At 38.9% G+C, this 14,003-nt stretch carries 13 protein-coding genes and 1 pseudogene; 6 read left to right on the top strand and 8 right to left on the bottom strand.

What is annotated here, in order from left to right:
* Positions 1–15: 15 nt before the first annotated feature.
* The 8 genes and pseudogenes from AVJ20_RS03580 to ispH form a co-directional block, all read right to left on the bottom strand.
* Positions 16–426 carry a type IV pilin protein gene (locus tag AVJ20_RS03580; RefSeq protein WP_111884166.1) on the bottom strand — a complete coding sequence of 137 codons (411 nt, stop codon included), beginning with the start codon at positions 424–426 and terminating at the stop codon, positions 16–18.
* On the bottom strand, positions 426–986 hold the full coding sequence (locus tag AVJ20_RS18875; RefSeq protein ID WP_111884165.1) for a pili assembly chaperone: 561 nt from the start codon (positions 984–986) through the stop codon (positions 426–428). Before AVJ20_RS18875 ends, AVJ20_RS03580 begins: the two co-directional genes overlap by 1 nt.
* Positions 987–1,120: 134 nt before the next feature.
* A pseudogene (locus tag AVJ20_RS03570) lies at positions 1,121–5,202 on the bottom strand (pilus assembly protein PilC).
* Between the two features lie 62 nt (positions 5,203–5,264).
* A complete protein-coding gene (locus AVJ20_RS03565) occupies positions 5,265–5,951 on the bottom strand; it encodes a pilus assembly protein PilX (RefSeq protein ID WP_111884164.1) in 687 nt (228 codons plus the stop codon).
* Positions 5,951–6,910, bottom strand: coding sequence for a PilW family protein (locus AVJ20_RS03560; protein ID WP_416240533.1), 960 nt, complete (start codon positions 6,908–6,910; stop codon positions 5,951–5,953). The genes AVJ20_RS03565 and AVJ20_RS03560 overlap by 1 nt, the downstream gene beginning before the upstream one ends.
* Before the next feature lie 25 nt (positions 6,911–6,935).
* Positions 6,936–7,424 (bottom strand): type IV pilus modification protein PilV, encoded by a 489-nt coding sequence (pilV, locus tag AVJ20_RS03555; protein ID WP_111884162.1) that lies wholly within the window; start codon positions 7,422–7,424, stop codon positions 6,936–6,938.
* 17 nt (positions 7,425–7,441) lie between these two features.
* Entirely contained in the window at positions 7,442–7,864 is a 423-nt protein-coding gene (locus AVJ20_RS03550) for a pilus assembly FimT family protein (protein ID WP_111884161.1), read from the bottom strand.
* Between the two features lie 164 nt (positions 7,865–8,028).
* Positions 8,029–8,979, bottom strand: coding sequence for a 4-hydroxy-3-methylbut-2-enyl diphosphate reductase (ispH, locus tag AVJ20_RS03545; RefSeq protein ID WP_111884160.1), 951 nt, complete (start codon positions 8,977–8,979; stop codon positions 8,029–8,031).
* 133 nt (positions 8,980–9,112) lie between these two features.
* Between ispH and gmk the strand changes: the two genes are divergently transcribed.
* The 6 genes from gmk to bfr all read left to right on the top strand — a co-directional run bounded on the left by gmk (position 9,113) and on the right by bfr (position 13,987).
* Entirely contained in the window at positions 9,113–9,736 is a 624-nt protein-coding gene (gene gmk, locus AVJ20_RS03540; RefSeq protein ID WP_078192517.1) for a guanylate kinase, read from the top strand.
* 76 nt (positions 9,737–9,812) lie between these two features.
* Positions 9,813–10,094, top strand: a complete 282-nt coding sequence (gene rpoZ / locus AVJ20_RS03535; protein ID WP_067762989.1) for a DNA-directed RNA polymerase subunit omega — start codon at positions 9,813–9,815, stop codon at positions 10,092–10,094.
* Positions 10,095–10,312: 218 nt separating this feature from the next.
* Positions 10,313–12,418, top strand: a complete 2,106-nt coding sequence (locus AVJ20_RS03530) for a RelA/SpoT family protein (RefSeq protein WP_111884159.1) — start codon at positions 10,313–10,315, stop codon at positions 12,416–12,418.
* Positions 12,419–12,470: 52 nt separating this feature from the next.
* Positions 12,471–12,854: a RidA family protein gene (locus AVJ20_RS03525; protein ID WP_078189365.1), complete on the top strand. Its 384-nt coding sequence runs from the start codon at positions 12,471–12,473 to the stop codon at positions 12,852–12,854.
* A gap of 216 nt (positions 12,855–13,070) precedes the next feature.
* On the top strand, positions 13,071–13,265 hold the full coding sequence (locus tag AVJ20_RS03520; RefSeq protein WP_078192519.1) for a bacterioferritin-associated ferredoxin: 195 nt from the start codon (positions 13,071–13,073) through the stop codon (positions 13,263–13,265).
* A gap of 257 nt (positions 13,266–13,522) precedes the next feature.
* Positions 13,523–13,987, top strand: coding sequence for a heteropolymeric bacterioferritin subunit Bfr (bfr, locus tag AVJ20_RS03515; RefSeq protein WP_111884158.1), 465 nt, complete (start codon positions 13,523–13,525; stop codon positions 13,985–13,987).
* Positions 13,988–14,003 lie beyond the last annotated feature (16 nt).

Raw genomic sequence — 14,003 nt, 5'->3', positions numbered from 1 at the left:
TTTTGAATTTGGGGGTTATTTGCCGTCCCATGGTTCACATGCACCCGAAGTTTTTTCCCAGCATTGTTTGCCGGTGCTATCTAAGGTTAAGTTACCAGTATTTTTCATAGCGCTAGTATTTTTAGGAGCCGCTGTGAGTGTCCAAGTTTGATCCCCAGCATCTAAATCTATAGAGTACAGTGCATCATGGCTTGGGAAATCTACTGTAGTATTTGAACCATCTATTGTTGCGGACGAATAATTATGGTTGATGACATAATAGCTCTGCATTTTTTGTGCAATTTGCATCATTTCTGCTTGTGCATCAGCACGTTTAGTTCTCTGTACATAGTTTTGATATGAGGGATAAGCAATTGCTGCAAGAATTGCAATAATAACCACAACAATCATTAGCTCAATTAATGTAAATCCTTTCACACTCTTCATTACCATGACTCACTATTATCTTCATCACCACAGTCTACGAATGTTGTCACAACATTTTTTACTTTGGTCATACAGCGAAGGCCTGCATTAGTTAAAAGCAAATCATAATTACGTGGCTGTTTAGGCTCAGTGCCGTCTTTAGCACGTTCCACAGAAATAGCCCAACTCAATCCCTTAACGCTTTCAGAATCAGTTGTTTCTGCACCTTCACTATTTTTTTCAATTGTCAAAGGTTTATGGTCAGTACCACCATCAACTAAGGTAATGATATATTTAACATCTGAGCCACTCGCCCCTAAAGGCAATGATAATTTCCCTGTAGCTTTATCATAATAGCTTTCACTAGTAGAGTTTCCATCGGAATCAGTACCTTGATAACCATATAAGTATGTTGCATCAAAACCTTTATAACTAAAATTTTTAGATTTAAAGCGCTCAAGCTCTCCTGCCAGACGCAATGCTTCCTGGCGAGCGACAGCAAGATCTTTACGTTCTATATATTGACTGTAACTTGGAATCGCAATTGCTGCCACAATTGCAACAACAACAACCACGACCATCAGTTCAATTAATGTAAAACCTTTTACCTTTTTAAATTTTGCTAGCGAATTTAACTGTGCATCTGAAGAAGAAACAGCCAGCTCCGTAACATACGTTCGTATTAAACTAGAAAAAAAAGTTCATCTCTTTACTCCTAGCGTGTTTCATACCAACGCAATTGTCTTAAATTTGCTGTCGTACTAAACAATTGACATTCAGGTAAGTTTTTATTTGCAGTAGCATCACAATCCACACTATCCGGACGAGTTACTACTAAGCCAGTATTATTTTTATTGTTGTTATGACCCAATCCAAGGCCAGAACCTAAAATACCAGCACCTATTTTAGCTTTATTCGGCTCACCAGAGGTTGTTGTTGCAAACGGACATTTACCTGTTGGTAAGCAGAACTGATACACATAGGAATCACCTTTAACACCAGCACCACAATTACCACCAATACCCGTACATCGCGATGGAATACGTTTACATATAGCATGCTATCCAGTGCATAAAGTTCATTCATGCCTTTATACACACCTGCCTTGTCAGAATAAGTATACTTCCAACCATCATTATCGGAGACAGGAACACCGTCATCCATTACATCATTTAACGATTCTAAGGCTATATTATTCGTTACAAGTGTCAATTCACCATATAGTGCTGGTTTAGCAACATCTTTGTCGTAAACAACAAATACACCATCCTCTGCACTAACCGTTGAACCATTCTGATTTGTACCTGCAGCACCTACTAAAGGCTTACTTCTATTCCCAGAGCTAAAAGCAACAGCGGCAATATAACCATCATTACTTTCATGAATAGAAACACTTGGCATTTCGTAGAAACGTGGGCTTGTTCCTCCAGTTTTATACTCACTAAATAAGCGAACAACACGTTTAGCAAAGTTAGCTTTTTTAGCATTTTCATCTGTACCCGTTGCAAGATTATTTAAATCAACACGAAAGCCTTGCCCTGCTAAATCCCCAAAATAAAGATTATCCACTAAACCATCATTATCACGATCGACTGCATTAATCTGACTCACAACACTGTATTTCATATTGATATTTGCGTCGCTCGCATCGGTGAATGCTTGAGCTCCTAAGGCTTTTGTAGCATTTGCACTTATCCACCACAGTAAATCACCAGTATCTGCATCAAACATATAAACACCAGCACCACCACCTTTGGTTGTAGTTTGATTGTAATCAGCAGCTTCATAACCTGCATCATAACCACCACCTACAAACATCACTGGACGTTTTTCCCCCCCAAAGTTTACATAAGCCAGCGTCGGTTTAGACCAACTTTGCCCCATGTAATCTAGCGCTTCTACAGACACTGTTGAGCCAGATTTATAAATTTTTGAGTCAGTTAATTTTGGATCAATATGGAATTTCAAGCTCGGCGTATCTAAATTAGTAAGATCCAATGCATAGTAACTGTTACCACCCATGCGCAGACCACCATATACCCATTGTAAGCCTTTGAGTGCTAAATCTGTGTCCGTACTACCATCACTTGTTTTATCCGATGCTTGTACTGTTAATGAACCATCCTCTTTTGAAACATATTGAGTATACGCAGTCCATGGTGCATCAATCCCATAAAACAAATTAGCAGATCCACCAGTGGTCGAATTCTCAGCTAAAAATGCATCTCGCTGTCTTTCCATCATCTCATGAGGAGCAAATGCAAATTTTTCTTTACCTGTTTTAACATCTACAACATGTAAAAGCCCTTGTGAGCTGCCAAAGAGTAAATAATCATCACGATCTGTTGTATCTAACGCGCCCGTTGCAACATCAACTTTAATTGCACCACGTTGGGTAAGTAATATTGGTGTTGAGTGCATTACTGTACCAAACTGACGAAGTTCAGCAGCAGAAGATAAACTATCTAAGGTAATCCCCGTTGCATTAGCAGCAACGTTGTAACCCAATAAATTCAACCAATAATTTTTTTGCGGATCATTAACAAAAGAAGCATTCGCACCTGTTCCAAACAATGCATTTACATTTAATTCTTTTAAAGAATTTGTTTCAGTTGCAGTATATGGCGTCGTCGAACTAATTGTCCTATTTGTAAAAATAGTGCGTCGAACATAAGTTTCATTATCAGAATTAAGTGCAGTACCTAAAGCCAATTGACCAAGCACACCACCACTCCAAAGACCATTGGCATTTGAGTTAAGTGAACCATCGTCTTTAATCAATTTAATAGTGTTGGAACTATTATACAGTTCACCATTATAGACATTGTATTTATTAAGATTACCCATCCACAAACGATATTGCGCCTGAGGCTTTGGTGTAAAAGACGCATAATAACCATAAGGTTGAATCGTTAATGGATTTAAAGCATCTTGAGGTAATGTAGGTGAACCTGTTGCAATGGGTTCAAAATCAGGTGTTACATTCGTAACGAATTTTTTAATACTGTTTTTAATATCGGCTGAGTTTTCAGCATAATAAAATCCACCATCACCATAAGCTGAACTACCCCATAAGCAGGCATTTTTAGCATCTTCATTTGGCGCACTTGCACAATTATATGTGCCATCTGCATTCTTAGTTAAACCAGCAAATGAAGCACCAAAACCAACAACTGCAGTTTTAATATTCATATCAGCAGGGTTCTTTTGCGTATTTGATGTTGCAGTTCTATTACGCATTTTTTTGGCATATTCACCAATATATTCCCAACCACCAGTTTCACCAGCAAATAAATCAGACTTTAACGTCGGTGAAACTAAAACGCCTGTACCAGATGGCTTTGCCGAAAATTTATAAGTATCAGTTAATGATCGATTTAAAATTGTTCGCGCCATGTCATCTTTCGTCGAGTTTGGTGCACCATCTGTTAAGAAATAAATCCCATTCCCATCACAACTATTCGTTGAACCGCCAGCAATATAATTACTGCTATTTTTCGATTCAGGCACTGAATATGCAAAACCACCAACATTATTATCACTAGTTCCATCTAGTGAAAAAGGATTAGTACGATACGATACCAAACCATTGATACTATCTGGATACCCCCAAACAGTACCAACAACTGGTTCAATATCCATTGGTTCTGTAGGTACTTTCACCCAACCATCAAAACGCCAACCAACAGGAAGTTTTTTATACGCATCCCATAACGATGACATTCCTCCACCAACTGCGGTTCTAAAATTATTAAAGTTAACAGTACACCAGTTCTGGTTGGGAGCATTTGCCCTCGTACATGTACCATCATAAGGCTTATAAATAGTTGTACCTTGAACTGTCTTATCATTATTATTCCATTCAGGCCAGTCACTTGGACACTGTTTCACAGTTGCACCTAATGCTGTGGTTGTCCCTCCCCCAGAAGTCGCACAAAGGAAATAAACCTGTTCCGAGCCTTTTTGCTTCAACATATAGCCATCATAAATATAGCTAACTTTTGTTGATGTTGTAGCAACACCTGTATTTGTCCCCATCATATAGGCAGCAGCTTCTGCATAAGCGTGTGCTGTTGGCGTACCGCTGGCTGCCTTAATTATATCTGGATAGGTTTGACTGGATATTTTTAAATTACTATTTGGAGTTCCATCTTCATTTGTTGATGTATCAATGGATTTAATTGCTGCTAAAGCTTGAGCTATTTTGATACGCTGCGCTGTTGTCAACGGAGCATTTGGCACAACAATCCGACCGGAATGACCATCGACTAATTTTGTAGGTACATTACCAATAGTCAACTCTGTTCTAGATGAAAACTGGCCTAGCCCCATAACTACACTATCAGACAATCCTGTTGTTGGACTTTCTGCCAACAGTGGTAAAATTGCATCCTTGAGGCGAGATAGTCGATCGTATTGAGTTACACCTCCACTAGTACATCCGCGAACGTAGTAAGTTATGGTAGTTGTACCAATTGTCACTGATTTTTGGATTGATGTTCTATTAGTTGCAGTATCCCTTAAATTATAGGCCCACTCCTTAAAATTGACCGCCGTGGAGTCCTTATAATCATTTTTAAATTCTTTTACATCAACTTGCGCACACAACGGGCTATCCACATCACCTGGACTACCATAGCTATTATTTTTGGGCAATACTAGAGAACTTATACCCATACTGCCCGATGTATCCAACATTAATAAAATAGAAGTTTTACCACCAGTTGTGCTGCTATAAATATCAATATCACTCGCTTGAGTTGCGGCACTTTGACATAACACCAATGTCATCACCATTGATACCGAAGCCGAAAGTATATTTTTTTGATATAACTTTTTCATCACTAAACCCTCTTTCCTTACGATACCAATTTCGGCTGACCGCCAACGACATAATCAGAATGTTGCATATTGTATGGAATATTTAAATTTTCAAAACACGCCGCCACTTCAGAACTTTTCTTTTTAAAGCAAGCCTCGATTTCAGATTTAGATGCAGCAGAAAAACTTGGTAATATAGAAATTACTGTCGCACCAATATTATTGGTGCTTGATGGAACTGAACTTTGACCAATACTGGTACCTTTAGGAACACTACTAAACGGTGTTTCAGTTGTTGTATTTTTCATTAAATAAATTTGAGAAATAACGGCTGAACGCCCCATTGAAAACTGATTGGCTTTACAAAACCCACTAACACCTTGTTTAGTCGTTGAACCATCTGCTGAGATTGCACTTGCTTTAGACAGTTTAAAAAAACTACTTTCACTTGCTCTATAGCAAAAAACCAATTCATCCTTTGCATTTGCAGCAGAGTTAAAATAAGCAAACATTCCATCAAGTGCCATTTGTCTTGCAATTTGATCTGGGTTTTCAATATTAAATAATGCTGAGTCAGAATTCCCCATAAGTAGTGAATTAACTTGGCTATTTGTTGCGATTTTAAGCCCCAAAATTCCTGACTTCACCGCAATTGTTCCTATTAAAGTAATAATGACCAAAATAATTAATACTGTAATTAATGTCGCACCTTTTTGTTGATTCATTACGATGCCCCCAATGTATTACGAATAGCAACGACTTGATTTACAGCTTGGCGAAGATATTTTTTATTTAATGCTTCATCACCTTTTAAAGTCACATTTTGCCCCGCCACATCAAACGTCTTTTTTGTATTTAGACTTGCATCTGCCCCTATTGTTCCAGTTGAACGAGATAGCACGCCAACATCAATTGAAACCACATTTAAATAAGTACTTGTACATGACGTAGCATATTTATCAGCCTCACAAGGCTCGGCATCTAGAATATCATCCATGTCTTTTTTATAATCGTTTATGGTCATGTATCTTAAATTACCAGCCGGGTTCTTAACACCTAAACGTATTTTAAATGCATCCACTCGTTGCATAAGTTGTTGTGCATTCACGCCCAAACCGTCTATCGTTGTGCTAGTCGATTCGTAATAACCTGCATCACAATATAAAGAATAAGACGTTGGCTCTCCCTCAACTTGTTGTGGTGTTTCAGCCAAAAAATAGCGTTGTACAATAATCTTTGACGAAGCATCGTCAATATTATTTCCTTCACAATCTGTAATTGTTTCTTCCACTGGAACATACTGCATCGTAAATTGGTCACTATTCCCCGAAGTATTATCAGCATCTTTATCTTGTGCAGTTGCGTATTTACTTTCTAAATCACTAAAAGCAGATAAAGTGGTTGGAAGATTTTCTTTAGTAAAAATGACACCTGAACCATTAGTGATATTGTTTACGCGCTGAGAAGACAATGTATTTAGGTTTGTATGACGAATATCATGCGTAACTACAGATAAACCAAAATTCGCATTTTGTTGTAATTCGCCCATGCTATTTTGTAAATTTAAGGATCTTGAGCTGCTTAAGAAGATAGCCAATCCTGCAGCAACGATAATTAGACCCAATGCTAATGCAATCATAAGCTCGATTAAGGTAAAACCAGCATTTACTCTATTACCGTTGATCGGGTGATAAGAAGTCGTATGTCTATTAGCTTCCATAGTTATAGACCTCCATAATGATACATTGTGCATTTGGGATATATGCCGCACCGTTTGTACAGTCTGTTGCTGCCGTGCCATTTGTTGCTGTAGTACCGCCCCATGCAACATATACACATTTACGAACCAATGTTGAGCCTTGGCAATTTAAAACATTCATATTCATACCTAAATCGGTAGCATGTTTACTTACTTGCGCATAGTCGTATTGAGCCATTTCTTTAGGTGTACAAAATTCTGAAGCACATTTCGTTGCCGCACTCGCATCACTTTTATATTCAAGCAGACCATCCCGATTCATACGCATTCTTTCTGCCAAATCACGGGCAATATTAGTCGCTTGAACATTCATACTGGCTTCAGTCGTTGCTGTAACCGCTCTAATCTGTAATGCAACAAAACCCAATACAGCAATACTTAGCAGTATGAGCGCGACCAACACCTCAATCAAACCAACACCTTTTTGAGAATTTATCATTATATTTTTCCCTAATTTTAGGTTGGGCAACTGGTTAAAGATTTGTTGTACACAACTGTTCCACCCTTTTGTACATAAACATAAGCCTTTAATGTTGAATCATTTTTATGGGAAAAAATAAAGCACTCTGCATTATCTGTCTGACCTAAGCGTTTAAATGTTATAGACGTCTCACCACTATCTTTTTGCATATGAGACGGCACCCACGTTTTATATGCATCAGCAACCGTTGTATTTACGGCTAAAATTTGTGGTTTCTGCTTAAAAATTGCTTCCGAGCGAGTTTCAGCCAACAGATCAATAAAATCACGAGTATCTGTGGTTAATTGATAATTTCGAACTAATTGAATAAATGAAGGCGCAGCCATCATGGCGATAATCGCCATCACAGCAATCGTCACCATCAATTCAATTAATGTAAATCCTTTATTTTTCTGCATACTCCCCCCAAGGCGCGCCAAACTTTACCCTATTAAAAATAATATCCAATTAAATTACAAAACAAACACAAATAAGGATAAAAGGCATAAAAAAACAGATAATTGCCAAAAAGCAATTATCTGTCAATTCTTAAAAAAATTCAGAATGTTAAGTCATTAACACTTTATGCCTGAGTTACAGGAATACGTAACTCTTTTGGCAAACTAAATGTAATATTTTCTTCACGACCATCTAACTCTTGCGGTGCTTTCGCCCCCCAATCTTGTAGGCGCTGAATTACCTGTTTAATTAAAATTTCAGGTGCAGATGCTCCAGCAGTTACGCCAATTTTAGTGTGTTCATTAAACCATTCTTGCTGCAACTGATCTGCATTGTCCACCAAATACGCATACTTACCCATCCGTTCAGCCAATTCACGTAATCGGTTCGAATTCGAAGAGTTCGGTGAACCCACAACCAATACAACATCACATTGCTCAGCCAGATCACGTACGGCATCTTGGCGGTTTTGAGTGGCATAACAAATATCATCTTTACGCGGCCCCTGAATTTCAGGGAACTTCTGACGTAGGGCATCAATCACTTTTGCTGTGTCATCTATAGAAAGCGTTGTCTGAGTTACAAACGCTACTTTTTCAGGATGCACCACTTTTAGATCAGCAACATCTTGTTCATCTTCAACCAAATAAATCGAACCACCATTTTTGGTGTCATATTGGCCCATTGTCCCTTCAACTTCTGGGTGACCTTCATGACCAATCAAAATCGCTTCCACGCCTTCACGTGCGTACTTGGTCACTTCTATATGTACCTTGGTCACCAAAGGGCACGTCGCATCAAAAACTTTTAGCCCACGGCGCTCAGCTTCTTGTTGCACCGCTTTAGATACACCATGCGCACTGAAAATCACGATATTGTCATCAGGCACTTCATCCAGTTCATCCACAAATATCGCACCGCGTTGACGCAAGTCATCCACCACAAATTTATTATGTACTACCTCATGACGCACATATATTGGGGGGTTAAAGCATTCCAGTGCACGGTTCACAATCGCGATGGCGCGATCAACACCAGCGCAGAAACCGCGTGGATTAGCTAAAACAATTTCCATAGAATCCTCAATGCCCACTCAATTTTACGGGTATCACTTGAAATAAATGTAAACAATAGACGTCTGACTATTTTGTTTGGCGCGCGTCTGCTCTAAAATAGAGAAGATATTTTATCATATCAGGAAAAATATCATGTCGGGTCTCTTGTTTGTCGTTTCTGCTGCTTCGGGAACGGGCAAAACATCCCTCGTTAAAGCCCTGCTTGAACGTGTAAACAATTTACATGTCTCTGTTTCTCATACCACTCGTGGTCAGCGTCCTGGCGAATTAGACGGCGTACATTACCATTTTGCTAAAAAAGAAGATTTTCTATCTTTGGTAAATGAAGGCGGCTTCATTGAATATGCAGAAGTTTTTGGTAATTATTACGGTACTGCACAGCGCACAGTAAAAGAACAATTGGCCAAAGGTCATGACGTTTTACTTGAAATTGACTGGCAAGGTGCTGAACAGGTTCGTAAACTTTTTCCTGAATCTAGACAAATTTTTATTCTTCCTCCGAGTCAGTTCGATTTACGTCAACGTTTATCCAATCGTGGTACAGACTCTGTCGAAGTAATTGAACATCGTCTCAGCTGTGCCGTAGAAGATATGCAGCAATACGTTAATTTTGACTATATCATTATTAATGATGACTTTAATAAAGCACTGCATGACTTAGAGTCTGTGATTATTGCCAATCGTCTTGTTTTAAAACAACAAGCCATGCGCCATGAAAAACTGATTGAGAAATTAATCACCCCTACGGAACAGTGATTAAAACTTGAGTCTATAGACAAAGCACCTTATACTGCACAGTCTGTTAAAAATTTATATTCAAACGAGAATTCTTATGGCACGCGTAACCGTTGAAGATTGTTTAGACCATGTAGACAACCGCTTTGAGCTTGTACTAGTGGCAAGCAAACGCGCGCGTCAATTGGCACGTCAAGGTATCGAACCTACTGTTGAGTGGGACAATGACAAACCAACCGTTGTTGCTCTTCGTGAAATCGCAGCGGGTCACGTTTCTAAAGACATTTTGAAACAACGTGAACAAGACTACCAAACTTCAAGTTTAGACCTTGCACTTTCTGCAAACAACCTAAACTTAGACGGTTTTTCTTTCCAATAAGATCAACCTGACCTTAAAAGCCTAGTTTTTAACTAGGCTTTTTTTATGGATTCTCTTTAATATTTTACTCAGAACAGTTATAACATAAGCTTAAGAAGTGCAAAGCAAGCGAAAAAGATTTTCATTTTTTTAAACTAAAAAATTGACAAGTCATGCAATATGCATTTCATTAAAGTATTAACCGTTTCATTTGTAAATCAGTAGTAAAAGGGTGTTCTATGCCAGGCCCAATGGTCAGCCAAGCCAAGCAACAGTTAAATGTGATAATCGACGCTTACCTTTCAGTAAGTGATGTCGAACGCGTGCTTGAAGCTTGCGACTATGCGGATATTGCCCATGATGGCATTACACGTAAAAGTGGCGAACCCTACATCCTTCACCCAATTGCGGTGAGCTGTATTTTGGCGCATATGCGTCTGGATGCGGAAACTTTAATGGCCGCTTTACTGCATGATGTCATCGAAGATACCGAATTTACCAAACAAGATATTACTGAAAAATTTGGTCTGACGGTTGCTGAACTCGTCGACGGTGTCACCAAACTCAGCCATTCTAGTGATAAAGAATATAATAAAGCTGCATCCTTCCGTAAAATTTTGCAAGCCACCCTACAAGACCCACGTGTCATTATTATTAAACTTGCGGATCGTTATCACAATATGACCACACTGGGTGCTTTACGCCCTGACAAACGTGCTCGTATTGCCCAAGAAACCTTTGAAATTTTTGTACCAATGGCACGCCTTGTCGGTATGAATGAAATGGCCGACAACCTTGAACATTTGTGTTATCAAAATCTAGATTTGGATATGTATAACAATGTTCAAGAAGCGTTATTGCAAACCAAACCGAAACGCTGCGAATACCAAACCAAGTGGGAAAACAACCTCACTACCCTACTTGAACAGCACCATATTTCAGGTCGAATTAAAAAGAAAAATAATAATATTGAATTACTTCGCCACTTCGTAAAAAACGATATCGATCTGCAAGAGCTCACTCATAGTCATGCCTTTGAAATTATTTTACAAAGCATCGCAGACTGTGACCGACTTGCTGACATCCTCAAAGAAAGCTTTAAAGTCCTTAATTACGCCGATCATATCCGTCGCCCACTCCCAGGTGGCAACCAGTCACTGATGATGCGTTTAAAAGGTGAAAAGACCATTTTATCGCTGACCATCCAAACAGAGCTAATGCGTAAAGCGGCGCGGTTTGGTGTGGTCCTCGGTGAAAATGCACCGCAAGCTTGTCGTTCAGCGATCCAAGCCTCCATGCAAAATTTAAATGTGTTAGTCGATGGCGCATGTGCCAAGACCACATTTAGTGAATTACTCGATTATCTACATCAAGAGAAAATTTGGGTTTATACCCCACATGGTCATTTGCATGAACTCCCTCAGGGTGCCACAGCGGTTGATTTCGCTTATTCAGCAAGCTTATTTTTGGGCAACCATGCCGTTGGTGCGAAAATTGATGGGGAAACCAAGCCCCTTTCAACACCATTACTGAGTGGTCAAGTGATTGAAATTATCACTGATGTTCTTGCAACACCAAACCCTGACTGGCTAAGCTTTATTAATACCCAAAAAGCCCGCCGCGCATTACAAAATATCCTCCGTGACCAAGACCAAGATGAACAACGTTTAGTTGGTCAGCAAGCTTTAAATCGCGCATTAAAACTCTTTAACCGTTCTGTAAGTGATTTGACATTAGCGGATTGGGAAAATGTGCTGAATTGGCGTCATTTAAATGATAAAGAACAATTATTTGAACAGATTGCCGTGGGGGACTTACTACCTCAATTGGTTGCCAATCATTTATATGCTCAAGATACCATTCAGACTTCAAACTCTGCACGCTTAATCTTGGGTACTGATGGTGTCGACGTTAAATATGCGCACTGCTGTAACCCGGTTTTAGGCGATCCAATTCAAGGTCATTTATCGCGTCGTGGTTTGATTGTGCACCGTTCACGTTGTCATAATTTATTGCATGAACAGCATTTACATCCTGAAAATATCATGCCTTTACACTGGACAACAGAAGACAGTGAAGACATTAGTTTTACAGCCTATTTATGCCTAAACATCCTGTTAAATGATGAGCAAATTTCAGAACTGATCTATCTATGCCGTAAAGAAAAAGTCGGTGTAGAAACTGTCCGCTCACATGAAGAAAAAACCTATGTGAATATTGTTGTACATAACCGTAAACAAATTGCCGAAATTATCCGTAATTTAAGAATGCATTTTGGCTTCCCACGCATCAGTCGTTTGGCACAACCTGTTGCCATTGCTGAGCCTGCGAAAGTTGCCAGCTAACCTGACACCATATGTATATGTGACGTGTCTGTGATGATAATAGGAGAAATAGATGTCCCGCCAGGTAATCCATACTGAAAATGCACCCGCTGCAATTGGTACTTACTCACAAGCCATTTTAGTGGGCGACACTTTGTATTTATCAGGTCAAATTGGCTTAGATCCATATAGCATGGAGCTGGTAGAAGGCATTGAAGCTCAAATTCGCCGTGTATTCGACAACTTAAAAGCGGTATGTGAAGCTGCAGGTGGTACGCTAGCAGATATCGCTAAGTTGAATATTTTCCTCACTGACCTTTCTAACTTCCAATTGGTCAACCAAATTATGGGCGAATACTTTGCTCAACCCTACCCTGCACGTGCAGCACTCGGCGTAGCAAGTCTACCAAAAGGTGCTTTGGTTGAAATGGATGGCGTGGTGATTATTAATCAATAAGTTAGTAAACACCGCTTAAGCCCATCACTGAATATCAAATTCTAAAAGAATAGAAGTCTCATACGGAAATCTGAGCATTACTCAGATTTCGCTTAAATGACATTTTTTATTCAAAAACTCAATCAGCATAAAAGTATTTTTAGATGATTTTTATTGACAAACGATAATAATTATCAATAATATTACTTATCCCATTTATTCACTTGGTTTGATTTCATGTACGTTTGTTTGTGCCGTGGTATTACTGATCAAGACATTAAAGATGCAATTGCTAATGGTGCAGAAAGCTATCGTGAAGTTCGCGATATGCTCGATTTAGGCACCTGTTGTGGTCGCTGTGCTCCTGAAGCTCGTATGATCATCAGTGATGAAGTTGCGCAAATTGCAGCCCGTATCGCAATTGCTGCATAAACCAATCTTTTAAATTTTCTCAACAATCATAATTATAAAACCAATGGTCCCAGACCATTACTCCTCCCCCGCTTCTGACTCTAAGCGGGTTTTTATTTATTAAAGATCTAAAAATTAGCGCCTTGTTTTGATTGTGATTTTCATTTGCTGTTCTATAAAACACTCGCTAAATTACACTTTGTTGTTTAAGATATTTCTATTCTAATATCGAATTTATATTGCTTAGTTCGAGCTTTATTGCAGTTAAGGAGTCAGACATGAAAGGCAATCGTGATGTAATTAATCAGTTAAATCAGGTGCTTTATCATCATTTAACTGCAATCAACCAATATTTTCTTCATTCACGTATGTTCAATGATTGGGGCATTGAGCAACTGGGCTCTGCGGAATACAAAGAATCTATTCGCCAAATGAAGCATGCCGATAAAATTATTGAACGTATTTTATTTTTAGAAGGTTTACCTAACTTACAACACCTAGGTAAGCTCTATATCGGTCAGCATACCGTTGAAGTTTTAAACTGCGATGTACGTAAAGTCAAAGAGAACATTGAAGCCATTCAAGCTGCGGTTAAACTAGCAGAAGAACAGTTAGATTATGTCACTCGAGATCTGGCTCAAGAAATCTTAGAAAAAGAAGAAGAATGGTTGGATTGGGCAACAACTCAGCTTGATTTGGTTGAATCTTTGGGTATAGAGAATTACATTCAGAGTCAAATTTAAACTTATTAAAAAAAAG

This window comes from Acinetobacter sp. CFCC 11171 (assembly GCF_003268405.1).
Classification (GTDB): domain Bacteria; phylum Pseudomonadota; class Gammaproteobacteria; order Pseudomonadales; family Moraxellaceae; genus Acinetobacter; species Acinetobacter amyesii.
The sequence above is the reverse complement of the archived record's forward strand: the minus strand, read 5'-3'. Positions and strand labels throughout refer to the sequence as shown.

What these genes read in the sequence shown, in the direction of transcription:
- AVJ20_RS03580 (WP_111884166.1), bottom strand. Translation starts at nt 426, where the DNA reads ATGAAGAGTGTGAAAGGATTTACATTAATTGAGCTAATGATTGTTGTG.
- AVJ20_RS18875 (WP_111884165.1), bottom strand. Translation starts at nt 986, where the DNA reads ATGGTCGTGGTTGTTGTTGTTGCAATTGTGGCAGCAATTGCGATTCCA.
- AVJ20_RS03565 (WP_111884164.1), bottom strand. Translation starts at nt 5,951, where the DNA reads ATGAATCAACAAAAAGGTGCGACATTAATTACAGTATTAATTATTTTG.
- pilV (WP_111884162.1), bottom strand. Translation starts at nt 7,424, where the DNA reads ATGATAAATTCTCAAAAAGGTGTTGGTTTGATTGAGGTGTTGGTCGCG.
- AVJ20_RS03550 (WP_111884161.1), bottom strand. Translation starts at nt 7,864, where the DNA reads ATGCAGAAAAATAAAGGATTTACATTAATTGAATTGATGGTGACGATT.
- ispH (WP_111884160.1), bottom strand. Translation starts at nt 8,979, where the DNA reads ATGGAAATTGTTTTAGCTAATCCACGCGGTTTCTGCGCTGGTGTTGAT.
- gmk (WP_078192517.1), top strand. Translation starts at nt 9,113, where the DNA reads ATGTCGGGTCTCTTGTTTGTCGTTTCTGCTGCTTCGGGAACGGGCAAA.
- rpoZ (WP_067762989.1), top strand. Translation starts at nt 9,813, where the DNA reads ATGGCACGCGTAACCGTTGAAGATTGTTTAGACCATGTAGACAACCGC.
- AVJ20_RS03530 (WP_111884159.1), top strand. Translation starts at nt 10,313, where the DNA reads ATGCCAGGCCCAATGGTCAGCCAAGCCAAGCAACAGTTAAATGTGATA.
- AVJ20_RS03525 (WP_078189365.1), top strand. Translation starts at nt 12,471, where the DNA reads ATGTCCCGCCAGGTAATCCATACTGAAAATGCACCCGCTGCAATTGGT.
- AVJ20_RS03520 (WP_078192519.1), top strand. Translation starts at nt 13,071, where the DNA reads ATGTACGTTTGTTTGTGCCGTGGTATTACTGATCAAGACATTAAAGAT.
- bfr (WP_111884158.1), top strand. Translation starts at nt 13,523, where the DNA reads ATGAAAGGCAATCGTGATGTAATTAATCAGTTAAATCAGGTGCTTTAT.